The sequence below is a fragment of the Streptomyces sp. NPDC013157 genome, from assembly GCF_042899865.1.
Lineage (GTDB): Bacteria > Actinomycetota > Actinomycetes > Streptomycetales > Streptomycetaceae > Streptomyces.
In genome coordinates this window covers 1-24,923 of record NZ_JBIBAK010000003.1, presented here as the reverse complement: position 1 = coordinate 24,923, position 24,923 = coordinate 1, and the positions used below count along the sequence as shown (strand labels likewise).

Annotated in this window: 19 protein-coding genes and 1 pseudogene; 10 read left to right on the top strand and 10 right to left on the bottom strand. The window is 69.1% G+C overall.

Annotation, left to right across the window (positions count from 1 at the left end; genetic code table 11):
* The first annotated feature begins 161 nt into the window (after positions 1 to 161).
* Entirely contained in the window at positions 162 to 584 is a 423-nt protein-coding gene (locus tag ACFY6U_RS10200; protein ID WP_390036617.1) for a winged helix-turn-helix transcriptional regulator, read from the top strand.
* A 163-nt stretch (positions 585 to 747) separates the two neighbouring features.
* Here the strand turns inward: ACFY6U_RS10200 and ACFY6U_RS10195 are convergent, their stop codons facing one another.
* The 7 genes and pseudogenes from ACFY6U_RS10195 to ACFY6U_RS10165 form a co-directional block, all read right to left on the bottom strand.
* Positions 748 to 2,958 (bottom strand): MMPL family transporter, encoded by a 2,211-nt coding sequence (locus tag ACFY6U_RS10195; RefSeq protein WP_390036615.1) that lies wholly within the window; start codon positions 2,956 to 2,958, stop codon positions 748 to 750.
* 514 nt (positions 2,959 to 3,472) lie between these two features.
* Positions 3,473 to 4,168, bottom strand: coding sequence for a response regulator (locus ACFY6U_RS10190; RefSeq protein ID WP_390036613.1), 696 nt, complete (start codon positions 4,166 to 4,168; stop codon positions 3,473 to 3,475).
* On the bottom strand, positions 4,165 to 5,511 hold the full coding sequence (locus ACFY6U_RS10185) for a sensor histidine kinase (protein WP_390036611.1): 1,347 nt from the start codon (positions 5,509 to 5,511) through the stop codon (positions 4,165 to 4,167). Before ACFY6U_RS10185 ends, ACFY6U_RS10190 begins: the two co-directional genes overlap by 4 nt.
* Before the next feature lie 87 nt (positions 5,512 to 5,598).
* Positions 5,599 to 6,453 (bottom strand): ABC transporter permease, encoded by an 855-nt coding sequence (locus ACFY6U_RS10180; protein WP_390036609.1) that lies wholly within the window; start codon positions 6,451 to 6,453, stop codon positions 5,599 to 5,601.
* Positions 6,450 to 7,385 (bottom strand): ABC transporter ATP-binding protein, encoded by a 936-nt coding sequence (locus ACFY6U_RS10175; RefSeq protein WP_390036607.1) that lies wholly within the window; start codon positions 7,383 to 7,385, stop codon positions 6,450 to 6,452. Before ACFY6U_RS10175 ends, ACFY6U_RS10180 begins: the two co-directional genes overlap by 4 nt.
* 20 nt (positions 7,386 to 7,405) lie before the next feature.
* Positions 7,406 to 7,918: a hypothetical protein gene (locus tag ACFY6U_RS10170; RefSeq protein ID WP_390037596.1), complete on the bottom strand. Its 513-nt coding sequence runs from the start codon at positions 7,916 to 7,918 to the stop codon at positions 7,406 to 7,408.
* Between the two features lie 100 nt (positions 7,919 to 8,018).
* Positions 8,019 to 8,675: pseudogene (locus tag ACFY6U_RS10165) on the bottom strand (hypothetical protein); the annotation flags it as partial.
* Between ACFY6U_RS10165 and ACFY6U_RS10160 the strand changes: the two are divergent.
* The gene (locus ACFY6U_RS10160; protein WP_390037672.1) at positions 8,584 to 8,793 is read left to right on the top strand and encodes a hypothetical protein; all 210 of its coding nucleotides are present in this window, start codon (positions 8,584 to 8,586) and stop codon (positions 8,791 to 8,793) included. The pseudogene ACFY6U_RS10165 and the gene ACFY6U_RS10160 overlap by 92 nt on opposite strands.
* A gap of 52 nt (positions 8,794 to 8,845) precedes the next feature.
* Here the strand turns inward: ACFY6U_RS10160 and ACFY6U_RS10155 are convergent, their stop codons facing one another.
* Positions 8,846 to 9,535, bottom strand: coding sequence for a siderophore-interacting protein (locus tag ACFY6U_RS10155; RefSeq protein ID WP_390036605.1), 690 nt, complete (start codon positions 9,533 to 9,535; stop codon positions 8,846 to 8,848).
* 92 nt (positions 9,536 to 9,627) lie between these two features.
* The gene (locus tag ACFY6U_RS10150; protein WP_390036603.1) at positions 9,628 to 10,041 is read right to left on the bottom strand and encodes a DUF6069 family protein; all 414 of its coding nucleotides are present in this window, start codon (positions 10,039 to 10,041) and stop codon (positions 9,628 to 9,630) included.
* Between the two features lie 445 nt (positions 10,042 to 10,486).
* On the opposite strand from ACFY6U_RS10150, the gene ACFY6U_RS10145 reads away from it, so the two are divergent.
* From ACFY6U_RS10145 to ACFY6U_RS10120, 6 genes are all read left to right on the top strand, one after another.
* Positions 10,487 to 11,710, top strand: coding sequence for a sensor histidine kinase (locus tag ACFY6U_RS10145; RefSeq protein ID WP_390036601.1), 1,224 nt, complete (start codon positions 10,487 to 10,489; stop codon positions 11,708 to 11,710).
* A complete protein-coding gene (locus ACFY6U_RS10140) occupies positions 11,707 to 12,354 on the top strand; it encodes a response regulator (RefSeq protein WP_390036599.1) in 648 nt (215 codons plus the stop codon). The genes ACFY6U_RS10145 and ACFY6U_RS10140 overlap by 4 nt, the downstream gene beginning before the upstream one ends.
* Before the next feature lie 770 nt (positions 12,355 to 13,124).
* Positions 13,125 to 14,945, top strand: coding sequence for an acyl-CoA dehydrogenase (locus ACFY6U_RS10135; RefSeq protein ID WP_390036597.1), 1,821 nt, complete (start codon positions 13,125 to 13,127; stop codon positions 14,943 to 14,945).
* Between the two features lie 485 nt (positions 14,946 to 15,430).
* Positions 15,431 to 16,762, top strand: a complete 1,332-nt coding sequence (locus tag ACFY6U_RS10130; protein WP_390036595.1) for a DUF3500 domain-containing protein — start codon at positions 15,431 to 15,433, stop codon at positions 16,760 to 16,762.
* Positions 16,763 to 16,989: 227 nt separating this feature from the next.
* Positions 16,990 to 18,207 carry an acyl-CoA dehydrogenase family protein gene (locus tag ACFY6U_RS10125; RefSeq protein ID WP_390036593.1) on the top strand — a complete coding sequence of 406 codons (1,218 nt, stop codon included), beginning with the start codon at positions 16,990 to 16,992 and terminating at the stop codon, positions 18,205 to 18,207.
* Between the two features lie 454 nt (positions 18,208 to 18,661).
* Positions 18,662 to 19,363 carry a GntR family transcriptional regulator gene (locus tag ACFY6U_RS10120; protein WP_390036591.1) on the top strand — a complete coding sequence of 234 codons (702 nt, stop codon included), beginning with the start codon at positions 18,662 to 18,664 and terminating at the stop codon, positions 19,361 to 19,363.
* Positions 19,364 to 19,515: 152 nt separating this feature from the next.
* Here the strand turns inward: ACFY6U_RS10120 and ACFY6U_RS10115 are convergent, their stop codons facing one another.
* Entirely contained in the window at positions 19,516 to 21,006 is a 1,491-nt protein-coding gene (locus ACFY6U_RS10115) for an MFS transporter (protein ID WP_390036589.1), read from the bottom strand.
* A gap of 1,116 nt (positions 21,007 to 22,122) precedes the next feature.
* Between ACFY6U_RS10115 and ACFY6U_RS10110 the strand changes: the two genes are divergently transcribed.
* Together ACFY6U_RS10110 and ACFY6U_RS10105 are read left to right on the top strand one after the other, a co-directional pair.
* The gene (locus ACFY6U_RS10110; RefSeq protein ID WP_390036587.1) at positions 22,123 to 22,896 is read left to right on the top strand and encodes an SDR family NAD(P)-dependent oxidoreductase; all 774 of its coding nucleotides are present in this window, start codon (positions 22,123 to 22,125) and stop codon (positions 22,894 to 22,896) included.
* A gap of 221 nt (positions 22,897 to 23,117) precedes the next feature.
* Entirely contained in the window at positions 23,118 to 24,188 is a 1,071-nt protein-coding gene (locus tag ACFY6U_RS10105) for a lipocalin-like domain-containing protein (RefSeq protein WP_390036585.1), read from the top strand.
* The last annotated feature ends 735 nt before the right edge of the window (positions 24,189 to 24,923 follow it).

The window sequence follows — 24,923 nt, the reverse complement described above, 5'->3', positions numbered from 1 at the left end:
GGTAAGGCCGACGGCCACGGCGCCCGGTTGGGGCACCTCGGCCCGGATCTCTGCCCGCACGAACGCCGGTTCCGACTGTCTGTGCGTAACGCCATGATGGGTCAGTATCGTGGGCCTTACAAAACGCACATGGATGTGCGTGCCGGAGAGGAATGTGCGCCATGGAAAACACAGTCGGATCAGGCACCGTCGCAGGCCGTGAGTCCTGCACGGTCCCCGCTGAGCACATGGAGTACATCCGGCAGGTACTGGATCGCGTCGGCGACAAATGGAGCCTGCTGATCATCGTCGGCCTGGAGGACGGCCCCCTGCGCTACACCGACCTGCAGCGAAACGTTCCGGGCATCTCACAGCGCATGCTCAGTCTCACCCTGCGTCAGCTCCAGGAGGACGGGCTGGTGACACGCACCGCCTACGCGGAGGTGCCACCGCGCGTGGAGTACGCGCTCACCCCCCTCAGCCGCGGCCTGCACGAGATCGTCAAGCAGTTGTTCGGCTGGGCGGCTGACCACCACGAGGAGATCCGGGCACATCGGGCCAGGGCCGCCGCCGCGGACACCGGGGACGCCGCGGCCTCGCGTTGACTCGCGATGGCTTCGACGCCGGAGCGCCCGCCGAGGAGGCGGGAGATGTCCCGACCGCTCCGCGGGGTGCTCCGCAGGCGAAGTCTGGTGGGGCGTCCCGGCACACGGCCTCTGTGGACGCCCCACACAGGTGCCTGTTCCGTCTCGCCCCGCAGGACGGTTGTCAGGAGCTGGCGGACGGCTCGGGTTCGGGAGTCGCGCTGTCCTCCGCGGGGGCCGGGAGGGGTTCGTCCGGCGGGTCGACGGAGAGGTGGGGCAGCCTGCGGTCCAGCCAGGCGGGCAGCCACCAGTTGGCGTTGCCGAACAGGTGCATCGCGGCCGGGACAAGGATGGTGCGCAGGATGAACGCGTCCAGGGCGACCGCGGAGGCCAGCCCGATGCCGAACTCGGCGATCGTACGCTGGCCACCGAAGACGAACGCGATGAAGACACAGACCATGATGGCGGCGGCGGCCGTGATGACCCGCGCGGTCTCCACCTGACCCACCCGCACCGCTCGTGCGTTGTCCTTGGTGTGCACCCACTCCTCGTGCATCCGGCTGACCAGGAACACCTGGTAGTCCATGGACAGACCGAACAGGATGGAGATCATCATCACGGGAAGGAAGGCCTCCACCGGGCCGGCCCGGCCGAGCCCCAGGGAGTCGGAGCCCCAGCCCCATTGGAACACCGCGACCAGGACGCCGAAGGAGGCTCCGGCAGCCAGCAGGTTCATCACCGCAGCGGTGACCGGGATCAGCAGGCTGCGGAAGGCGAGCAGGAGCAGCAATCCCCCGAGGACCACGATCACCGCGATGAACAACGGCAGCTTGCCGGAGAGCACACTTGCGAAGTCGTCGAATATCGCGGTCGATCCACCGACGTAGACCTTGAGGCTCGTGCCCTTCTCGGCTGCGGGGACCACATCGTCACGGAGGTGATCGATCAGGTCGGAGGTCTCCTTGGCCTGGGGCGAGGTGGTGGGGAAGACCTGGACGATGCCCACCGTGGAACCGGGCCGGATCGGCGCCGCGACGACGCTCGCGACCCCGTGGACGTCCTTCAGCTGGGCGGACAGTTTCGTCAGGGCGGCCTTGTCCGCGGCCGTGGGGGCCTGGGCGACCAGCTGCAGCGGCCCGTTGAAGCCGGGGCCGAACCCGTCGGCCAGCAGGTCGTAGGCCTTGCGGGTGGTGTTGGACGCCGGGTCGTTGCCCGAGTCGGACGACCCCAGGCGCAGGGAGAGCACGGGAATGGTCAGGACGACCATCACGACCAGCGCGATCGCGGACAGCACGCGGGGGCGCCGTTGCACCACGGCGGCCCAGCGGGCCCACGGGCCGGACACAGCGTTCTCGGGCAGTGGTTCGCCCGCCGCCAGCTGGCGCCGTGCCCGCCTGCCGAGGACCCGCTTGCCGAACAACGCCAGCAGGGCCGGAAGCAGGGTCACCGCGGCCAACACGGTCAGCGCCACCGTCATCGCCGAGGCGATGGCGATGCCATTGAGGAACTTGGTCTGCAGCACGAACATGCCGAGCAGGGCGATGCATACGGTACCGCCGGCGAACAGCACGGCACGGCCCGAGGTGTTCACGGCCCTGGCCAGGGACTCCTCGACGTCGAGCCCGGACTGAAGGCCCTTGCGATGCCGGGTGACGATGAACAGGGCGTAGTCGATACCCACGCCGAGGCCGATGAGGGCCGACAGGGTCGGGGCGATCTCACCGATGGTCACCACATGGCTGAGCAGACCCGTGGTGAGGATGGCGGTACCGACACCGGCGACCGCGGTCAGGATCGGCAGGAGCATGGCGAACAGCGAGCCGAAGGCGAGGAAGAGCACCACGGCGGCGGCCACCACGCCGACGAGTTCACTGGTGGCCGGCGGTGTCTGCTCGGTGCTCTTGATCGCCTGGCCGCCCAGTTCGACCTTCAGGCCCTGGGTCCGCGCCGCCTCGGCGGTGTCGATCACCCGCTGGATGTCCGCCTTGTCGAGTTCCTGCTGGACCTTGGCGAAGTTCACCTGGGCGTAGGCGGTGCGGCCGTCCTCGCTGATCTGGGCCGCACCCTGCCGGCTGTAGGGGCTGGTGACACCGCTGACTTCGGGCAGCTTGGAGATCTTGTCCAGGGTGCCGGTCAGCCGCTCCTTCGTTGCACTGTCGCGCACGGAACCGGAGTCGACATGCCACACCACCGTGTCGGTGTCACCAGCCTGCGCCGGGAAGGACGACTTCAGCAGGTTGAGGGCACGGGTGGACTCGGTGTTCGGGAGGGAGAAGCTGTTGCTGTAGTTGCTGCCGGTGCCCTGCGACACGGCGGCGAGTCCGATGAGCAGGCCGAGCCAGAGCACGACGACGATGATCCGGTGTCTGTAGCACCATCGTGCGAGAGTGGACAATGTGGGCTCCACGTTCAGGAGTGAGTCGGCGGGTGCCGACGAAGGGAAGGGGCCGATGCGCTGCCCGGCAGCGACGCCCCCTGCGCTGTGCGGGAGGCTGCGGGGTCGGCAGGTGGCTCTCGGCGACGACGGTGTCGCCGTACCAGGTGTTTCGGAACCTCGGCGTCGGCTGGCCGACGAATCGCGGGCGGCCAACCGCCGTCTTCTCGCCGTACCGCTGCGTCGATTGACGGCTTCGATCATGGTCACTACCGCGTCTCCGGGGCCCCACCGGGCTTCGTACGCAGAAGACGCTAGGAGTCCGGGGACCGCGAATCTTGGTACCCAGGGGAGCAATGACGCGGACGCGGTGGTACCGGGGTACTACAGGAGGCGAAACGTCCGTGCCGGTTCGAGTCCGTCCGGTCGACGCCTGCCGGGGGCGGGGAGCTGCGCAGCGCGTCCTTTCGGGCGTTGAACGGGTGCGGGGGCGTCCACACCCGGCACCGGCGTCGGCTGGGTCAGGCGTTGGGCGTCACAGTTCCCCGGACTCTCGCTCGGGTGGGTTCGGGTGGGTGAGTCCCAGGTCGTAGGCGAGGATGACGGCCTGGATGCGGTCGCGGGCTTCCAGTTTGGCCAGGACCCGGCCGACGTATGTCTTTACGGTGGACTCCGACAGCACCATGCGTTCGGCGATCTCGCCGTTGGTCCAGCCCTGTCCGATGGCGGTGAAGATCTCGCGCTCGCGTTCGGTCAGTGAGCGGATTCGCGGGTCGTCGCCCGGCGTGCGACCGGATGAGGTCTGCGGCAGTTGATGGGCGTAGGTGTCCAGCAGGCGGCGGGTGAGGGCCGGGGCGATGACGGCGTCGCCGCCCGCGACCGCCCGGATCCCGGCCAGGAGTTCATCGGGGTGGGCGTCCTTGAGGAGGAAGCCGCTGGCGCCCGCGCGCAGGGCGGCGTGAGCGTACTCGTCCAGGTCGAAGGTGGTCAGGACGAGTACCCGGGAGCGGCCGCCGGAGGCGATGATGCGCCGGGTGGCCTCGATGCCGTCCATGCCGGGCATCCGTACGTCCATGAGGATGACGTCGGGGCGGAGTTCGGCTGCCATGCGGACGGCCTCGCCGCCGTGCTCCGCCTCACCGACGACCTCGGTGCCGGGAGAGCTCTCCAGAAGCATGCGGAAGCCGAAGCGCTGCAGCGGCTGGTCATCCACGATGAGCACGGTGGTCACTGCGCACCACCCGCGTGGGACGGCTGGGGGAGACCGGTGATCGGGGTGAGGTCGAGGACGGTCCGCACCGCCCAGCCCCCACCGGGAGCGGGCCCCGCGGTGACGGTTCCGTTGTAAAGGGCGGCGCGCTCTCTCATACCGGTGAGACCTTGTCCCTGGTCGCGGGGTGGCTGTGGCCCGGCGGCCGTCGGGTCCGGGCCGGTGTTGTGGACGCCGATGCGCAGATCCCTGTCCCCGGCGGTCACCGTCAGGTCGATGCGTGTGTCACGGCCCGCGTGTTTGAGCGCGTTGGTGAGTGCTTCTTGGACGATACGGTAGACGGTCAGCTGGACACCACGGTCGAGGCTGTCCAACTCGCCGCTGGTCCGGTAGACGACCTGCGGCCCGGCGGCGCGGATACGGGCGCACAGGGCGTTGATGTCCGCGAGGCGGGGCTGCGGGCTGAGCTGCGCGGGGTCGGCGTTGGCGTGGGGGTCGCGCAGGATCCCGAGCACGCGGCGCAGTTCGCCCAGCGCCTGGCGTCCGGTGTCTCCGATCATGAGCAGTGCCTGTTTGCCGCGTTCGGGGGTCAGGGCGGCCGCCCGTGCGCCGCCGTCCGCGAGGGTGATGATGACGGAGAGGTTGTGGCCGACGATGTCGTGCATCTCGCGGGCGACCCGGGTGCGTTCCGCGGCGGTGGCCAGTTGGCTGCGCTGGTCGCGTTCGATCTCCAGCCGGGCCGCGCGGTCGTGCAGGGCCGCCAGCTGGGCGCGCCGCACCCGGACGACGAGACCCAGCGCGACCGCGGCGACGACAGTGGTGCTGAGGAAGAACAGCCCGTCCACGATCGACACGTCCCCCGGCATGCGCAGGGCGATCAGGCCCAGGGCGACGGCCAGCACGGCGCAGGCCACGGGCAGATGGCGCGCCCTCCCGCGTAGCGCGAGGTGATATACGGCGATCAGCACGGCCATGCCGGCGCGCAGCCAGACCCCCAGGGCGCACTGGACGAGGAACACCGCGGCGACCACCGCGAACGTGGTGGCCGGCTTTCTGCGCCGCCACAGCAGGGGCAGCAGCAGGCCCGCCTGAAGCGCGATCATCCCCGGCCAGGACAGGCGGGTGAAGTCGACGTCGAATTCCAGCGGGCGGCTGGGGGACAGCAGGTCGGGCAGACACAGCAAGGCGATCAGGGCCAGGACCACACCGGCGTCCACCAACCACGGACGGCTCCGGTCGATCCGTCTCACGCGCTGCCCTACACAGGACGCCCGCCGGACCAGCGGGTGGTCCCACATGGCCTCGACTCCTGCCGGGGACGGGTGAGAGGCCGTCCCCGGCAGGGTGGTGTTGTCGCTGCTCATGGGCATCCCCTGTCCATCGTGGCTCACAGCGCCCGAGCGGTGCGTACCGACCAGGCCGGTACGCACCGCTCAAGCGGAAGGATTGCGTCAGGCATCGGTGCGCACCAAACGGTACGCGGCGCCCGCCAGCGCCAGTGCGGTCCAGCCGAGGAGGACCACGAGCCCGGCGCCGGGCGAGAGGCTCGCCGCGTCGTGGGTCAGCGAGTACATCGACTCACCCGCGTTGCTCGGCAGGTACTTGCTGACGTCGTCCTGCCACGAGTTGGGCAGCAGCGAGGTCAGGTTGGGCACCAGCATCAGTATGCCGACCAGGGTGGCGATGCCGCCCGCGACGGAGCGCAGCAGGGCGCCCAGCGCGGTGCCGATCACTGCGATCAGGCCCAGGTACAGGCCTCCGCCCAGCAAGCCGCGGACGACGCCGGAGTCGGACAGCGCCAGTTCGGCCGGCGTGCCGGACACCAGGTGGTTCGCGATCGGAAAGGTCACGAAGGCGACGATGGTGGTGAGGGCGAACGTGACCAGGCCGAACACCGCCGACTTCGACCACAACACCGGCAGCCGACGGGGGACCGCGGCGAGCGTGGAGCGGATCATGCCGGTGGAGTACTCGCCGGCGGTGACCAGCACACCGAGAATCCCGAAGGCCAGCTGCGCGAAGGTGACGCCGAACAAGGTGAGGCTGAGCCCGTCGGCGTCGGCCAGGTCCGGGCCGTTGCCGTTGGCGTTGCCGCCGGGTGAGTACTGATAGGCGGCTATGACACCGAACGCGATCAGGAACGCAAGGCCCAGGGCCACGGTGATCCAGGTGGAGCGCAGAGTCCACAGTTTGGCCCACTCCGAGCGGAGCACCCGAAGTCCGGTGACCTTGTAAGGGGGACGTGCCTGCTGTGTGGCCTCGGGCGAGGACGCGGTCGCGCTGTGGGTCTCGGTCATCGTGGTCATGCCGCCCTCCCAGGGGTGTCGGTGGTGGAGGCGCCGTGGTACTCGACGGCGTCGTGGGTCAGTTCCATGAACGCCTGCTCCAGGGAGACGGTCCTGGAGCTCAGCTCGAACAGGGGGATGTCGTGCTCGGCGGCCCTGAGGCCGATGTCCCGCGCGGACAGACCGGTGACGGTGAGGTGCTCGGATCCGACCTCGCCGGTGATCTCCACACCGGGTCCGGAGAGGGCCTCCCGCAGACGGGCCGGCTGATCGCAGGCCACGGTCACCGCGTCCCCGCCGTGTTTGCGCACCAGCTCCCGCACGGTGGTGTCGGCCAGCAGACGTCCGCGTCCGACGATGATCAGGTGATCGGCGACCAATGCCATCTCGCTCATGAGGTGTGAGGAGACGAAAACGGTACGGCCCTCTTCGGCGAGCTGGGTGAGCAGGTTACGAATCCACAGCACACCGTCGGGGTCCAGCCCGTTGACCGGCTCGTCCAGCATGACGGTGGCCGGATCGCCCAGCAGCGCCGCGGCGATGCCCAGGCGCTGGCCCATGCCGAGGGAGAATGCACCGGCGCGCTTCTTCGCCACCGCCTGCAGCCCGGTCAGCTCGATGACCTCCTCCACCCGGCGGCGCGGAATCCCGTGGGTGTGGGCCTGCACCATCAGGTGGTCGAACGCCGACCGGCCCGGGTGGATCGACCTGGCCTCCAACAGCGCGCCGATCTCGTGCAACGGCGCCGAGTGCCGGTCGTAACGCTTGCCGTTGACCGTCACACTGCCGCCGGACGGCGCGTCCAGTCCGACGATCATGCGCATCGTTGTGGACTTGCCGGCTCCGTTCGGGCCGAGGAACCCGGTGACGGTGCCGGGCCTGACAACGAAATCCAGACGGTCGACCGCCGTCTTCTCGCCGTACCGCTTCGTCAGTTGCTGCGCTTCGATCATGGTCACTACCTCGCATCTGGCTATGGGCCCCTACCGGGCTTCGTCACCAGAAACGCTAGAAGTCCGGGAACCGCGCATCGTGATACCCAGGGCAGCAATGACGCGGACGCGGTGGTACCGCAGTACCACCCGGCCCGGAACCTCCGTACCTGCCCCTGGCCCCGGCCATCCGGCGCGCGGAACGTGTCGCACCGGCCCGCAGCGCCGGCATGACCCACGGCACGCTCTGCAACTTCTTCGGCGGCCGCGAGGCGCTCATCGACGAGGTCGCCGAAGAAGCCCTGGCTCGTGCCAGCGTTCGGTGACGGCCTTGGAGGAGGGAAGCAGCGAGGTGCCGCCGGCGGCCCCCATGGGGTGATCACCGGAGTCAGGGCGGCCAGGAAGACCGCGTCGGCGGCGGCAGCGGCCACGCCGACCACGTAGCAGCAGATCGAGGGGCGCGGGCACACCGCGCCCAGCGCGGCGCAGGTGAGGAATCCACTGACACCGGGCACGCCGAGGTAAACGCAGCAGCCGTCCATGCCCAGCGCCATCCAGGTCAGCACGGCGGTCGCAGAGCCGAACACGGCGAACTCCGTTGCGAGGGCAGCGTTCGTCCCATGTGATCCGGCACACCGAAACCAGCAGGACGGCACCCACTGCCGAGCCGGCCCGGCCATCGGCCACCGCCCCGGCGACCGCCAGGGCCACCAGCGGAACGGCCGCCAGGACGAGGGTAGTGCGGACGACGGCCGAGAGGCTCGGGCCCCAGCCGGCGCGCAGCCCGTCCAGCGCACCGCCCACCGGAAGCCGCACCCGGCGGCTGATCAGGCAACCCGCACCGAGTACGAAGGCCACCCACAGCACCGAGCCAACGCCCGCCGATGCCGCGCTCACGTGGTACGTCATCGCCGGCCGCGCCCCCGTACCGTCACCGCCCATGAGACTGCCCAGGTCACCACCGCCCATGAGATCACCCAGGCCACCACCGCCACCGAATCCCCCGGCGGACCGGTCGTCGCCGGCTCCTCCCCTCCCGGTCATCGCCGACGCGGGCATGCTGACCGATCCCCCTGCCAGGCCGGCCACGATCATGAAGGTCACCAGCGCCGTGGATCCCGCTCCGGCCTGGAGACGTCGGGCACTGACACCTGCCGCCCGGGCCAGGTCCCCGACGGTGAAGGGGGTCTCGGGGTGGGCCTCGATCAGGTCGACGGCCTTGCGCACCGCGGCCGCGTATCTGCGGGACCTCGCCGGACGGCTCGGTGCGCCGCGGTGTCTGCGGGAACTCGACAGGGCCGAGAGCGGCATCGACCGGATCATCGAGGTGGCGCTGGCCAATCCCTACGCCAATCCCCGTGAGGTGACTACGGAAGGCTTCGGCCGACTCCTGCGCGCCGCCTGGTCCGGACAGACCCCGACATTCTGAGAGCACCTCCGCGCAGCGGGGAGCCGGTGGGTGGCCGGCCTCGCCCATCTCGTCACTCCAGCCCGCGCTTGCCGGGAGCCCAGAACGGCTTGGTGAGGACCGACCGCCGGTCCCAGCCTGCCTCCCGCACGAGCGCCTGCTTCACCGCCTGCACGGTCCGTGCCTCCCCGGCGACATACGCGACACCGCCGGGCGGAGGAGCGAGTCGCCGTACCGAGGCCAGCAGCGGTGTATCGCCCCTGACCAGCCAGTCGAGGCGGTCACCGTGGACAAGCGGCAGCCGGTCCGTCGGCGACTCCGTCTCCACGCAGCCCGAGACCCGCGTGCCCGCGGGAAGCGACGCCAGCATCGCCCCGAAGGCGACAGCCGCGGTCTCGTCCCCGGTGAAGAAATGGTGCGTGGCGTCGGGGCGCAGCACGAAGGAGCCCTCCGGCCTGCTCAGCCGAACATGGTCCCCCACCTCGGCGGTCCGCCCCCACCTGGCGCCGGGCCCCGCGCCCGGATGGTCCAGCACGCACAACTCGACGGCACCGGCGGGTTCGTAGCGCCACACCGAATACGTACGCCGGGTCAGCCCACTGCCCACCAGCACCCGCACCTGCTGTCCGGGCCGCACCGTCAGCCCGGCGAGTGTGTCACCCTCGATGCGGAGCCGACGCATACGGGCGGCGATCGGTTCGGTGGCCGTGACGGTTCCGCGCAGCGTCAGCAGGTCGAGGACGGGATCCAGCAGGGCGGGCATGACGGGCTCCAGGCGAGATGAGGGACGACCGGGCGACGAGGGAGGGGAGTGCGCTTTCGGGTGGAGGCGGGACTGGCGCGTGGTCAGCGCACCTAACTCAGTGGCATGACCCTGCGGTACGTCGGCACCGCGACCGCCGCCACCGCGACGTGCATCACGAGCAGCGCCACCACACCGGTCACCTTGCCCTCGCCGAACTCGAAGAGGTCCGGAACGAAGGACAACACGACGACCGAGGGGACGAGCCGGCGGAGCACCAGTTCGGGATCGCGGGAGAGTCTGCGGACGAGGGCCCACCCGGCGGATCCCGCCAGCACTCCCAGGACGGTCAGAAAGACGTATGACGAGGGCTTGAGCGGGTTGAAGTCATCCGGTGCTCCCAGCGCGCCCGCCAGCACGGCGATCAAAGCGTTCGCCGCAGAGGACAGCAGGATGGCGACGAACACGCCTCCCGCCACCACGAGCGGACCCCGACGTGAGGGGAGCGTCTCAGAGACACGGGACATGGCAACTCCTGTCGTGCGAGGGATCGTGGTCAGTTCTCGGGGCTACTGCCGGCGTTCATGTGCTGTGGTAGATGCGGGCGCCGACAACACCGAAAGGGACGGCCCAGAGAGCGACGTCCGTCACGACGGACTTCTCTGCGCCGTGCGCCGCCCAGCCATACCGCGGCGGCGATGTCGAGAATCAGCATCCGCGAGTAGCCGCGCAGCGGCAGTGGACCCAGGTGGACCTCGCCGATGGCGGGGCTGGGAATGAAGGCCAGGTGCACTGGTGGTTCCTCACAAGGGGCGGGAGAGCAGCAGGCCGTCGGCCGCGGGGCTGATCGTCGCCGCCCGCGCCCGTCCCGCACATCGACCGATCGTCGCGCCCGCCGTCGACCGATCGGTGGACCCGCCCCCACCGGCCGGCGGATCCACGCGCTACGCGGCTACGCCTACTCTGAGGGGCATGGCACTGCATCAGGCGTGGGACTGGGAGCGGTGGAAGGCCATGGGGCAGCACGCCTTCTTCGCCACCGTGCTCGCCCTGTCCCTGCCGGGTGCGCTGGCCGGGGCGGACATGGCCACCGGCGCGGCGCTGTCGCGGATCGGCCCGGCGGTGGGACTCGCCCTTTGGTACGTGTACTGGATCGCGCTGCGCGGCGGCGCCGGCCGCCCACCGCTGCCCTACCTTGTGGGGGCTCTGCTCGGGTGGGCGTCCATGGCCGTGGTGGACTCCGCGTTCCTCCCAGTCGCCGTGGCGGTGCTGAGCCCGTACTGGCTGCGCCGGGCCTGGTGGTCGGCAGGAGGGGTGCTGGTACTGGGCGCCGCATGGTCGTTGCAGAGCCTCGCCGCGGACGGCTCAGTCGACGTGCGGGCGCTCACGGGCTGCGTGCTCGGCACCGCGGTGGGGGTCACCGTCACCTGCTACGTCGCCACCCTCGACCATGAGAGTCACAAGCGTCAGCGGATCCTGGACGAGCTCACCGCCACCCAGGCCGAACGAGCGGCGGCGGAACGCCAGGCGGGCACGCTGGCCGAACGCCAGCGCCTGGCCCGGGAGGTCCACGACACGCTGACCCAGGGGTTCGCGTCCATCGCCATGCTGCTCGACGCCGCACGCGATGATCTGCCGGTCGACTCCCCTGCGGCACGTCGCGTCGAGCAGGCCATGCGGACGGCCCGGGACAACCTCGCCGAGAGCCGCCGCCTCGTGCACGCCCTCCGCCCGGCGCCGCTGGACCGCACGCACCTGGCGGACGCCGTGCGCGAGCTCACCGCCCGGCTGGCGGAGGAGACCGGCACCGAGGCCTACTCGGTCGTGACCGGCCGACCGGTCGCCCTGCCGCCCAGTACCGAGGGCGAGTTGCTGCGTGTCGTGCAGGAGGCACTGACGAACGCCCGGCGGCACGCCCGCGCGGTGAGCGTGGCGGTCACGCTCTCCTACCTCGGCGATGTCCTGGCGATCGACGTCCAGGACGACGGCACGGGGTTCGCGCCTGCTGCCCGGCATGTGGGCGTGGGCCTGACCACCATGCGGGAGCGCATCGCCGCCCTGCACGGCACGTTCGCGGTGGAAAGCGCGCCGGGCGAGGGTACGACCGTCGCCGTCACGGTGCCGCTCCCGACCGAATCTCCCTCCCCCGAACCCTCGGCCGTGTCCGGCGCCGAGCGGATGGCACCTGCGTCATGAGGACTTCGACCAGTCCCGCCATCCGGGTCCTCCTCGCCGACGACCACCCCGTGGTGCGCGACGGGTTGGCCGCCATGCTCTCCACCCAACCGGACCTCACCGTCGTCGGCCAAGCCGGCACCGGCGCCGAGGCACTGCGGCAAACCGCCGCACTCGCACCCGACGTCGTGCTGATGGACCTGCAGATGCCCGGCATGGACGGCACCGCCGCGACCGCCGCCCTCCGCGCCGCCCACCCCGAGGTGCGGGTACTCGTTCTGACCACCTATGACACGGATGCCGACATCACTGCCGCCGTCGATGCCGGCGCGGTCGGCTACCTGCTCAAGGACACGGGACGACACGAACTGTGTGAGGCCGTCCGTACCGCCGCCCGGGGTGGGGCGGCACTGTCTCCCACGGTGGCCGCCAAGGTCCTCGCCCACATGCGAGGCGACCGTGGCGCCGGCCTGTCCGGCAGGGAACTCGAAGTCCTGTCCGCCGTTGCCCGCGGGCAGAGCAACAAGCAGATCGCCCGCGCTCTGCGCCTGTCCGAGGCCACGGTGAAGACCCATCTGCTGCACATCTACGCCAAGCTCGACGTCGGCGACCGCACCGGCGCCGTCACCGCCGCACTGGGCCGGGGAATCATCCGCATGGACTGACAGCCGAAGACGTCGTCGTGTGGGTTGCCTTTGTCGTCCCGCGAACGTCGCCTGCTGGCAGCCAGGTTCGCCGCATGTGAAACCGCCGGACCTGTCACGCCGTCAACACCGCCCTGTGGGGTGAAGCGGACACCGACTCACCTTCGGACGCGACGTTTCATGACGCACTCGATCTGCGACTTGGTGATGAGAGCCGTCGTGAGTCGGCTCACCAGGTAGGTCGCTGCGCTGGTTCACCCTTGACCATCCATGGGATGGGGATTAGCGTCCTGCCGGGTTCACACTGGTCCACCGGTCCACATTGCGGACCGTCTTGGTCCCGGTTAGCGGTGCTCGACTGGGAGCGATCGAAGGATGGCGATGATGCAACCGCCGCAAGCGAGCGAGGCCGTCCGTACGAACCCGCACGATCCCGTGCCCGCCGTTCTTTCTCCGCGAACGTCGAGTCCGCTACCAAGCACCTCGGCAGGGGCAGGTCGACCACGTGGTGGCCGAGCGGTGCCGTAAAGGCCGGCTCTCACGGGCCGACCACGCGGCGCACGGTCATCCGCTGTTCTGCGGACCGGGCAGGGACACCGTGATCCAGTGCTCCTCAAGCGTCCGGCGACGAGCGGGCACGGTCATCCCGCCGGGATCCCACTGAACCACCCGGCGACCAATGCCTCAGCCCCCGGCTCGGACCGCGGTCAGCCACCACCCCTGTCTTCGGTGACGGCGGCCCACATGCGGTGCAGTTCCGTTGTCATCAGCCCTGTCCTCGGGAGCGCTCCATGACAGTCCCATCCTCTGGCCCCCGTTCACTCCTGCTGTCCCGCCGCGATCTGGAGTTCGTGCTCTACGACTGGCTCGACGTCGAAGCACTCGCCCGGCGCGAGCGGTATGCCGATCACACGCGGGAGACGTTCGACGCCGTGCTGGACCTCTGTGCGGAGATCGCCGAGGAACGCTTCGCTCCGCACAACAGGCTGAACGACCAGCAGGAACCGCAGATCGTCGACGGTCGGGCGGTGGTGCAGCCCGACGTCAAGACCGCCCTGGAAACGGTCGCGGACGCCGGACTCCTCGGCGGCGGCATGGATGCCCGTGTCGGGGGTCTGCAACTCCCGCAGGTGGTCCAGACCGCCTGCTTTCTCTGGTTCCAGGCGGCGAACATCAGCACGTGGGCGTACGCCATGCTGACGGTCGCAGGCGCCAACCTGCTGCTCGCCCACGGCACCGACGAGCAGGTCGCCACCTACGTCCGCCCCATGATCGAGGGCCGCTATCACGGCACCATGTGTCTGTCCGAGCCGCAGGCGGGATCCTCGCTCGCCGACCTCACCTGCCGTGCCGAACCCCGCGACGACGGCACTTTCCGGATCTTCGGCAACAAGATGTGGATCTCCGGAGGCGACCACGAGTTGGGCGAGAACATCGTCCACCTGGTCCTGGCGAGGATTCCGGGTGGGCCGCCCGGGGTGAAGGGCCTCTCACTCCTCCTCGTACCCAAGTACCTGGTGAAAGCCGACGGCACGCTCGGCGAGCGCAACGACGTGGCCCTCGCCGGGCTGAACCACAAGATGGGATACCGCGGCACGACGAACACGCTGCTGAACTTCGGCGAGGGCGGGTACCGGCCCGGCGGGGAGCCGGGCGCCGTCGGCCACCTGGTCGGCGCACCGCACCAGGGGCTCGTCGCCATGTTCCACATGATGAACGAGGCGCGGACCGGCGTCGGAGCGGGGGCGACGGCGCTGGGATACACCGGCTATCTGAAGTCTCTCGCCTACGCCCGCACGCGCACCCAGGGGCGTTCGGCGGGGGCGAAGGACCCCACCGCACCGCCCGTGCCCCTGATCGAGCACGCCGACGTCCGGCGGATGCTGCTGGCGCAGAAGGCCTACGTGGAAGGGGCGCTGGGACTCGTCCTCTATTGCGGCAGACTGCTCGACGAGGAGCGCAGCGCGGCCGACGACACGGAGCGGGCGCGTGCCCGCCTGCTGCTGGAGATCCTCACGCCGATCGCGAAGAGCTGGCCTTCCCAGTGGTGCCTGAGCGCGAACGACCTGGCGATCCAGATCCACGGTGGCTACGGCTACACCCGCGAGTACGACGTGGAGCAGCACTACCGGGACAACCGGCTCAACCCCATCCACGAGGGGACCCACGGAATACAGGCCCTGGACCTGCTGGGCCGCAAGGTGGTCATGGACGACGGGGCCGGCCTTGCCGCGCTCGAAGCGCTCGTCCGGGCCACGATCGAGCGGGCCTGTGCGGTTGGCGGAGAGGCACGTGATCTCGGGGCCGCTCTCGATCGTGCCCTCGCCCGGCTCGTCGAGGTGACCCGGACGATCCACACCGCGCACGTCCCCACCGGCGTTCGCCTGGCCAACGCGTCGCTGTATCTGGAGGCCGCCGGGCATGTCGTCGTGGCCTGGATCTGGCTGGAGCAGTTCCTCGCCACCGGCGACGCCGACGATGCCCTCCGGCAAGGCAAGCGGCAGGCCTGCCGTTACTTCTACCGCTACGAACTACCCCGTACCTCACCGCACTTCGACGTCCTCGCGCGCCTGGACACGACGACGCTGGACGCCGATGACACTTGGTTCTGAGGGGACTGTCATGACATCACCGGTCCGCATCGAGTACGGCAGCGACGGTGCCCCGCGGTGTCGTGCTCGACCGGCCGCCGCTGAACCTCGTCGACGACGCGGTGTTGGCCGCGATCACGGAAAGCCCCGGTGCGGGGTGGTCCGGCGGGCCGCGCCGCTGTGGCGGCGGCTGCGCATCGCCCAGGTACGGTTCATCGGGCTCTCGATGGACGCTCCGCCGAAGCCGCACGGGAGCACGCGCTGCTCTGCCGAGGCCCCACCCGCGCCCACACGGTAGCTGCCGGTGATCATGCGCTGGGCCGGGCGACCTTCTTTGTCGCTGTCGGTGCGCCCTTTGCTCCTCGGTCTGCAGGGTGGACCAGTGGACCGCCGACAGGACCTGTGGCAGGGTTAGGCATCTGAATTCCGGGGCCGCCAAGAGGGCGAGCCGGGTGCCCCTGATTCCGCGAGCCGGTGCTGTCTCGCACCCCACTTTCGGAGGCGACATGTCCAGTGACTTCCGCGACCACCTCTTCCCGCTCGACCATCCGCGCCTGAGCACGTTCCGGTCGTGCGATCCCTACGCCTACGTCGACGCCGTGCGGCAGAACGCGTTGGCCGACGAGGTCGTCTCGGCCTGGACGGCGCTGTTCGAGAACACGGAATTCAAGGGCGTCACCACGGACGGTCGACCCGTGCTCGACCTCTTCGAGACCGAAGGGGACGAGGGCGCGGACAACGGAGCGGCGGTCGACGCCGCCCTCGCGCTTCTGGGCCTGCTCGGCACCGATGAACAAACCCGCGTCCGGCATCCCCTCGACAGCCGGGTGTGGCGGGCCTGGCTGAACCCCGAGTTCTGTCTCAACCGCTTCGGCATCCGGCTGGAGGAGATCGACGAGAAGGTTCGCGACCAGGTGTTCCGGCTTCTCGCCGCGTGTCTGAGCCCAGCGGGTTACCGGAAGGTCCGGGACACCATGAGGATCAACGGATTCCTGGGCGAACTCGTCGATCTGCCCCGGATCCTCAACGAGCACAGCTACAACATCAACATCTTCGGCACCCCGTCCGTGACCGAGCCGTGGGGCTGGAACCTCTGGGGGCACCACCTGGCCGTCAACTGCCTGATGGCCGGCGGCCGGCAGGTGCTCACGCCGGTCTTCTTCGGTGCTGAGCCGAACCTCGTCGACAGCGGTGAGCACGACGGACTGTCACTCTTCGACGAGCAGGAACGCGCGGGACTCGCTTTCGCCAGGAACCTGACGCCCGGCCAGGCCGAGCGGGCGGTGCTGTTTCATCAGAAGCGGGACCCGAACCTGCCCGCCGGGCGCCTGCACCCTGCCGACGAGCTTCACCTGGCCGGCGCCTTCCAGGACAACCGGGTCATTCCCTACGAAGGGCTCCCCGGCGTGGCGCTCGATCCGTCCCAGCGGGCGGCGCTCATCGATCTGGTGGCTCTTTTCCTCGACTACCAGCCCGACGGGCCCAGGAAGGCACGGATGGCGGACGTCCGCCGCCATCTCGACGAGACCTACTTCTGTTGGATCGGCGGACGCGGTGACGAGGACGCGTTCTACTACCGCGTACAGAGCCCGGTCATCCTCGTGGAGTTCGACCACCACGCGGGCGTGTTCCTGGCGAACACGGAGCCCGAGAAGTTCCACACCCATACGGTCGTCCGAACACCGAACGGCAACGACTACGGAGCCGAAGTCGTCCGACGCGCGACGGGGACTCCGCACCGTCTCCAGGGACCCGTCCAGAGCGGGGATTTCACGGTGTACGGCCCGGCCGATGTGGGCCCCGCGCGGGGGACAGGCGCCCAGCCGCCTGCCACGTGACGATGGCACACCGGCGGCGAGGACCTCACTGGCACGACCACGTCGTCAGCGGCGGACGGACAGAGGTCGAGGATCCGCTGCGCACCCACCCGGTGATCCGGGAGGTGGCGGGGGAGGGAGTCCCCGGCCACCTCCCGCGGCGAGACCGCCCAACAGCCCGGTGCGGCGGTGACGCCCGAAGAGCTCATCCGATACGAGCACGCTCGGAAGGACACGACGGAACAGCGATGGATTTCACGGAGACCGAGAAGATCCGGGACCTCAAGCGACGAGCCACCCGGTTCCTGGACGAGTTCGTCATCCCCGCGGAACCGGTCTATGCGCAGCAGAAGACCGAGATCGGGCCGTGGGAGACCCCGCCGGTCATGGCGGAGCTCAAGAAGGCCGCCCTCGACAGTGACCTGTGGAACCTCTTCCTTCCCGGAGATGGGGGCGCCGGCCTGAATAACCTCGAATACGCGCATGTCGCCGAGATCACCGGTCGAAGTCCGTGGATCATGCCCGAAGCGTTGAACTGCTCCGCGCCCGACACCGGTAACATGGAGATCCTCGCGCATTTCGCCTCGCCGGCGGTTCAGGAGCGGTGGCTCGAGCCCTTGCTCGCCGGTGAGATCCGCTCCGTCTACTCGATGACGGAGCCCCTGGTCGCCAGCTCGGACGCGAACAACATCGACACCCGTATCACGGAGGATGCAGGAGGCTTCCGGATCAACGGCCGCAAGTGGTGGTCCAGCGGCGCGATGAGCCGCGCATGCAAGGTGGCGATCGTGATGGGCCGCTCGAACCCGGGCGGAGAACGCCACCGCACCCACAGCATGGTCGTGGTCCCGCTCGACACCCCCGGCGTGAACGTCCTGCGATCCACCAGTGTGTTCGGATACTCAGACAGCGGTCACGGCGGTCACGCCGAAATCGTCTACGACAATGTCTGGGTACCCAGGGAGAACCTCCTCGGCGAACTGCACGGCGGTTTCGCGATCGCTCAGGCCCGCCTCGGCCCCGGCCGGATCCACCACGCCATGCGCCTGATCGGCATGGCCGAACGCGCCTTCGACCTGATGTGCACCCGGGCCCACAAGCGCACCCCCTTCGGCAAGCCACTCGCCGAGCAGAGTGTCCTGCAGGACTGGGTGGCGGAAGCACGCATACGCATCGAGACCACCCGCCTGCTGGTGCTGAAGACGGCATGGCTGATGGACACCGTGGGCAACCGCGGTGCGGCCGTCGAGATCGCGGGTATCAAGGTGGCCGCACCGCGGATGGCGACCTGGGTCATCGACCATGCGATCCAGGCTCATGGCGGCGGTGGCGTGAGCCAGGACTTTCCCCTGGCCGAGCTCTACGCCCAGGCCCGCATGCTGCGTATCGCCGACGGACCGGACGAGGTCCACAAGATGTCCCTGGCGCGCCGTGAACTGCGCCGGTTCACGGCAACACCCCCGTGACTAAGCTGACACTTCACAAGGCCTTTGTGGCATGGTGCATCGTGTTGCGTCGGCATGGCCCCCATACACCGAATACCCGACGCGAACGTGTACCGGATCACCGAGATGTGGCGTGTCCTGACCTGGATCGTCATTTCGGCCGAGCGCGTCGATGCCCTCCTCGCCGCAGGCGGGTCAGGGGACTCGGTGCCCGACGGTCGCGACGCGCTCGGGCCCGCGGCCGCCCCGCCATGTCGCCGCGTAACCCGCGCGTCGGTGGTGCGCTTGCTGAGTGACCGGACAAAGACCGGCGACTGCGTAGTGCTTGCACTGTGGCGCCGAACGCCATGCCGCTCCGCACCACCACGTCGTCGGATGCCGCATCGGCAGAGGACCCGCCCGGTGTTCGACCGGTGAGCGGTATCATCGGCTTGCTGGTATATCACCGAGTTCCTCGATCGCGGGAGCGGCCAACGTGTCAGTGCCCTCGTCCGAACCCCTGTCCCTTGGCGACGCCGCCTACCGACAGCTACGGGCCGACATCGTCTCCTGCCGGTTCGCCCCAGGCCAGCGCCTCACCGAACGCTCGCTCGCCGAGACGACCGGCTTCGGCGTCTCCCCGATCCGCGACGCGCTCACCCGCCTCAGCCACGAGGGCCTCGTCCGGACGTTGGCCCGCAAGGGCTACCAGGTCACGCCGCTCACCTTGAAGTCCGTGGACGATCTGTTCACGCTCTGGCGGATCGTAGGGCCCGAGGCCGTTCGGCTGGGCGTGCAGGACGCCACTGCCGAACAGCGTCGGCAGATCGTCGCCGCGTTCTCCACGGCGGTACGCGCCAGCGACGAAGCCGACGAGCAGCCCATGTGGCGGGTCGAAGCAGCTGCCTCGGGCTTCGCCTGCCTTGCCGCGGCGACCGACAACGACTACCTGATCAGGATCCACGAACGGCTGCAGAACGACATCACCCGGGTCCTGGCACTCATCACCGCCGAGGCCACCTGGATGCCCGGTCTCTCGATCGACGCGGAGCTGGTCACGTGCGTCGAACACCGCGACGGCGATGCCGCCGCCGCCTGTGCCCGTGACTGCATCGGCGACCTGCACGCGCGCGTCCTGAGAATCCTGACCCGCTGGCCGTCCGTCGTCACCAGCGAGATCACCCCAGTACACGGCTGACTCACTGCCAGGCACGCAGCCGGCACACAGATGCTGGTCCGTATCGCGGTGGCAGCCCACCGGCCCGCCGAGTTCATCCGCTCTCAGCCTGCCCGAGTCGGCCCTCCAGCCCGGTCCGGGCAAGTGGCCGACTGGAAAGCGAGCCAGTTGCCTCACGCGGGTAGCGCGGCATCCTCGACTGGTGCCACCACCTGCTTCTCTGGCACACCTCCATCGCGGGGGCGAAGGAAGATCACACCGATGAGCAGGGAAGCGAAGGCGACAGCGGCGACGGTCAGCAAGGCGGTCGTGATACCGGAGTCACCGTAGATCAGCACACCCGGCGCCGGAGATTTCGCGGTGGGTGTCATGATGGCGAACACCGAGGTGGACATGATGGCGCCGACGAGACCCGCGCTGAGCCCGCCGGCCGACGACATCGAACCTTGCTCCGACACCGATGTGCCCGCCATCACCAGGTTCGGCATGGCGCCGACCGCCAGCCCGCTCCCCAGACCCGCGATCGCGCACGCGGCGAGGAGCTTCCCGACCGTGTCGTGCGCGGACATCAGCACCAGCGCGCCGACGGAGAACAGAGCGAGGCCCAGATACATCAGCAGCCGGGGTCCGACTCGCCGAACCACCAGGCCGACCACGACGCCGGCCACCACACTGGCGAAAGCGAACGGCGCCGTCACAAAGGCGTACTTGCTGGCCGAGTAGCCGAGGCCGTAAGTGCCGCCGAGTTGCCGCGGCGTCATCGCCAGCAACGCCAGCAGGGTCGAGATGACTGGGGCGAGACCGTTGCCCATACCCCCACCCAGCACCCCGAACAGAACGGTCCGGCGGGAAAGAACCCGCAGGTCCAGTACTGGTTCCCGGGTCCGAAGCGCGGCAAAAACATATGCCCCCAGCACGACCACCCCACCGATCAGCAGACCGATGACCCGGGCCGAGCCCCACCCCCACGCCGCGCCCTTGCTCACAGGCAGAAGGATCAAAGTGACACCGCCGGACAGCAGCAGCACACCGAGTAGATCCATGCGGGCGGGCCGCCGCACCTTCGTCTCCGGTGTGGTGAGCACGAGGACCGCCCCCATCGCGACGAGCCACGCGAGGTTGAACACGTATACCGATCGGAACCCGTAGTGATCGATCAGCGCGCCGATCAGGAACGGCGCACCGATCAGCAGCAGCCCCAGGCCCGTCACCGACACGCTCGCAGCGAAGGGAACGAGCTTCTTCGGATAGACATCCCGGATCAGCGAGTAGCACAGGAACAGCAGGGCGGTGAGCGCGCCGATCAGAACGTGGCCGACGATCATCACCCCGAACGAGGGAGCGGCAGCTGCGATGAGTTCGCCCAGGCCGCCAAGGGCCAACGTAATCAGGATCACCCGGCGCTTGCCGTGCACGTCCGCCAGCTTGCCGAACAGTGGGGAGGAGGCGGCTCCGGCCAGCGAAGTGACCGTCACCAGCCAGCCGCCCTGGGTGGTGTTGAAGTGTCCGATGATCCGCGGGACCGCGGTGGTGGTGGCAATGTTGGCGAACGCCGACGACTCGACGAGACAGAGCAGGGAGATCAGGGAAAGGACAAGCCGCGGAGTCCATCCGGCATTGCGGAAGGAGCCCGCACCGGCGGGTACGGGAGTGGACGAGCTCAAGGGGTCCTCCGAACGCTCATCATTGAAACGCCGTGAGTGCATTAAAAATATCAGATGAACGTTCTGCGATGTCAACTAGTCCTATCGTCCTGTTGTTATGCAAGTTCTGACATCTCAAAATGCCTCCGCTGCTGAGCGATCCCCTGCGCGAACGCGGAGTGGCGCGGCCGGGCCTGGTGACCTGTGGCTTCTCCCGCCACCGTGCCCGCGACTTCCTGGTCTTCTCCGGCCGCTCCGGCTTCGGGGACACCGACGGAGGGAACTGTCTCGGCCACCTCCTGCACCGAGTCGCAGAGAGGCGCACGGCCTTTGCCCGACGGGGCCTCGCTGGATGCGAACGGGCTTCAGGACTCTGGCTGCCTTGTCCCAGTCCTGGCGGGCGGCGTGTGCCGCCCTCGTCCTCGTCCAACAACTGACACCTCAACAACCGCAACCAGCCGTTGCGTTGTCACATCCTTTACGGGACAGGTCTCGACAACAGGCATGTGTACTCCTGCGCTACGCCGGGTGCCTGGCATCATCGGTTGTCGAAGCCAACGCGAGATCGCCGAAAGGCCTGGCGCCTTCGGAGTCAACAGTGAAGACATACGTCGGCGCCGTTTTGGCCAAACTGCAAGCCCGCGACCGTAAGGCGTCGCCGACCACCGCCGCGTGGTCCGCCGCCGTACGCGCAGGCCCTTCTCCTCGACGCCCACCGGTGGCGCGCGCCGCGAATTGGTGTGTGAACCAGGTCCTGGTGGTCCTCGCGGGAACCGACGCGCCGCTCCGGACCACGCATCGACGGGCCGTCCCCGGTCACTTCGAACAACGCACTTGGCCTGGTGGGCACAGCGAGGTGCTCGGACATGGGCCGACCGCGCCGCGACACTTGTGTCCACCAGTGTCGGACGCAGCACACGGCGGCGGTGGCGGACTGCGAAGGGCAATCACGATCGCGCAGCCCGACGAAGGGTGGCGCACGGTCGGCATGGCGCCTTCAGGTGGTACCGCGGTACCACCCCGTCCGCATCATTGCTCCCCTGGGTACCAAGATTCACGGTTCGCAGACGCCTAGCGTTTCTTGTGACGGAGCCCGGCAGGGCCCCAGGCACAACTCACACTGAGGAGTGAAGTCCCATGTCCAAAGTAGTCGCCGTCTTCGGCGCCGGTCGCGGCCTGGGCCTGTCCGTCGCCCGCCGCTTCGGCCGGGAAGGCTTCCGCGTCGCCCTGGTGGCCCGCCGCAAGGAACGGCTTGACGCCCTCGTCGCACAACTCACCGACGAGGGCGTCGAGGCCGCCGCCTTCCCCGCCGACCTGTCCGATCCCGCGCGGGTCCCCGCCCTGGTGAACGCCATCCGTGGCCATTTCGGCCGGATCGACGTCGTCGAGTACGGGCCGATCGGCGCCGACCAGGCCGTCACCCCGGCCACCCAACTTGACTCGGCCACTCTGGAAAAGATCTGCCGGGTCCTCCTCCTGACCCCGGTGGAGGCGTTCCGCGCCGTACTGCCGGAGATGACCGAACGCGGCGACGGTGCCCTCCTGATGACCACCGGCTACACGGCCGTGCAGCCGATGCCCTACATCAGCGGCTCGGCCCCGGTAACCGCTGCCGCCCGCAACTACCTGTACTCGCTCAACGGCGAACTCGCCGGTACCGGCGTCTACGCCGGTACCCTCACCATCGCCGCCATGATCATCGGTAGCGAGGCGGCCGAGGCAGCCGCCCAGGGCGGTATGGAGCTGCCGGACACCGGTATGGAGTTCCCCGTCGTGCACCCGGACGAACTCGCCGAGCACTACTGGGACATGTACACCCGGCGTGACCGCGTCGAGCGGGCCCACCCGGTGGAGCTGACCCCGCAGGCCGACCTCCCCGCGTTCACTCCACCGGCCGACGCCACCACATAACCCCCAGGCACCGCACGGCATTGGCCGTCGGGAGCCGGGCGAGCCACGGCCTTTCCGCGCAGCAGCCGGATTGTGCCAAGGGACCCAGTCTCAGCAGCAGGACCAACTCCCTTCCAATCGAACGGTTCGGGTTCTCATCGCATCCAGCGATAGTACGAAACAGTTTCGTTCATTTATGTGCTGCCTACATCCCATATAGAACATCCTCACAAGGAGTCATCATGCGCAAGACCACCGTCGGGGCGACCGCCGTCGCCGCCGCGCTCGTCGCCTCACTCGCCCTCGCTTCGGGAGGAACGGCCACCGCGACAACCGCCGCCGGCCCGGCCGCGACGCACAGCACCACCCCCGGGCAGGGGCTGAAGCAGACCAATCTTCCGGTCGCCGTCGACCCCGCCGCCGACCTCGCCCCCACCCCTGACAGGCAGAACGAGTCCTGGTACGTGACCGCGCACGTGGTCGCCGGCGGCCACCGCTACGGACTCCTGGCCCACTATCTGAACGTCGGCGACGCCAAGCAGGGACGCGCCATCTCAGCTGTGTCGATCACCGACGAGGACACCGGCTGGTACACCAAGTCGAACGTCGCTCTGCCTGCTTGGTCGGGCCTGTCGGGCGACAAGCCGGGCCTGAACATTCACACCGACAACATCACCTGGACCGGCGACACCAAGGAGCAGAAGCTGCACGCCAAGGTCCCCGAGGGGACCATCGACGTCATCCTCCGCCCCCAGGGCAACGTCCTCTACAACGGGGGCACGGGCTACTTCCCCATGTTCGGCGACACGCAGTACCCGAACTACGAGTACGCCTTCCCGAGCACGTACACCTCCGGCACGCTGACGCTCAAGGGGCGCACCGTGAAGGTCCGCGGAGAGGCCTGGTTTGACCGCCAGTGGGGCCCCCTTCCCAACTTCACCACGGTCAATGCCTCGTGGACCTGGATGAACATCAACCTGTCCAACGGCGACAAGATCAGCCTGTGGAAGACGAAGGGCGAGAAGGAGAACACCTGGGTGACCGTCCAGAAGCCCGACGGCACCGAGACCTACGCCGAGGCAACCGTCACGCCTGACGAGTCCACCCTCTGGACCAGTCCGGACTCCGGCAAGAAGTACCCCACCCGCTGGAAGGTCACCATCCCGGGCGAGCACGCCAACCTGAACGTCAAGGTCTACGCCAATAACCAGGAACTGGTGCAGGGCCGCCTCGAGGGCAGCGCCGGCATCACCGGCACTTACGGCCACCGCCCGGTCACCGGCGACACCTACATCGAGGTCACCGGCCGCTGAACGACGACGGGGCGGATCCCTCCTGCCCGCCCCGCGCACGATTCCCGGCACGCAACGAAGACCGCGGCCGCGCGGGCGCTTCCAGCGCCCGCGCGGCCGTGGTCCGCGCTGTATGCCGCGACCAGGACATGGAGGACGAGAGCGCCCAGCTCGCCACCCGGACCTGTCGGCAACACCGCGAACGCCAGCCGCCCCCGGAGGCGATCGGCTTGGCTCACGGATGGAGCCGGCTCAACGCCCACGGCGTGGATACGCACAGCGTGGTACTGGGGGAGTGTCACGCATTCGGTCCGTCGCCGACGACAGCACCTCTCTCCACGAGTACACACGAGCCCTGAGCCCCTGTCGCCGGACGCCGCCGCTGTCCACCTGCCGCATGGCTGCTCCCACACAGCACGAAGAGAGCGTCTCAACCCTCGCCCTCGTCGGGTATGGCTGATTCGCCGTGCTCATCGGGCGGCTTCCGTCAGCGCTCGTGGCCTGCCGGGACGATCTGCGCCAGCGCCCAGCTCCGGCGCACAACAAGTCACGTCTACGCCGAGTTCGTCCATGTACCGCGGTGGACACATCGGAGCAGACGTCCGTCGGCGTCCTGCGGGGCGCGTGGTCCGGTTCCCCGGTCCGCCCTCACACGCGAACGGTCATCCCGCCTGCGGCGGATCCACGAAGATGTCGAGTTCCGGTTCCCGGCCCCCGCCGTACCCGGAGAGATCCGTGTGACCGGCTTCGGTCAGG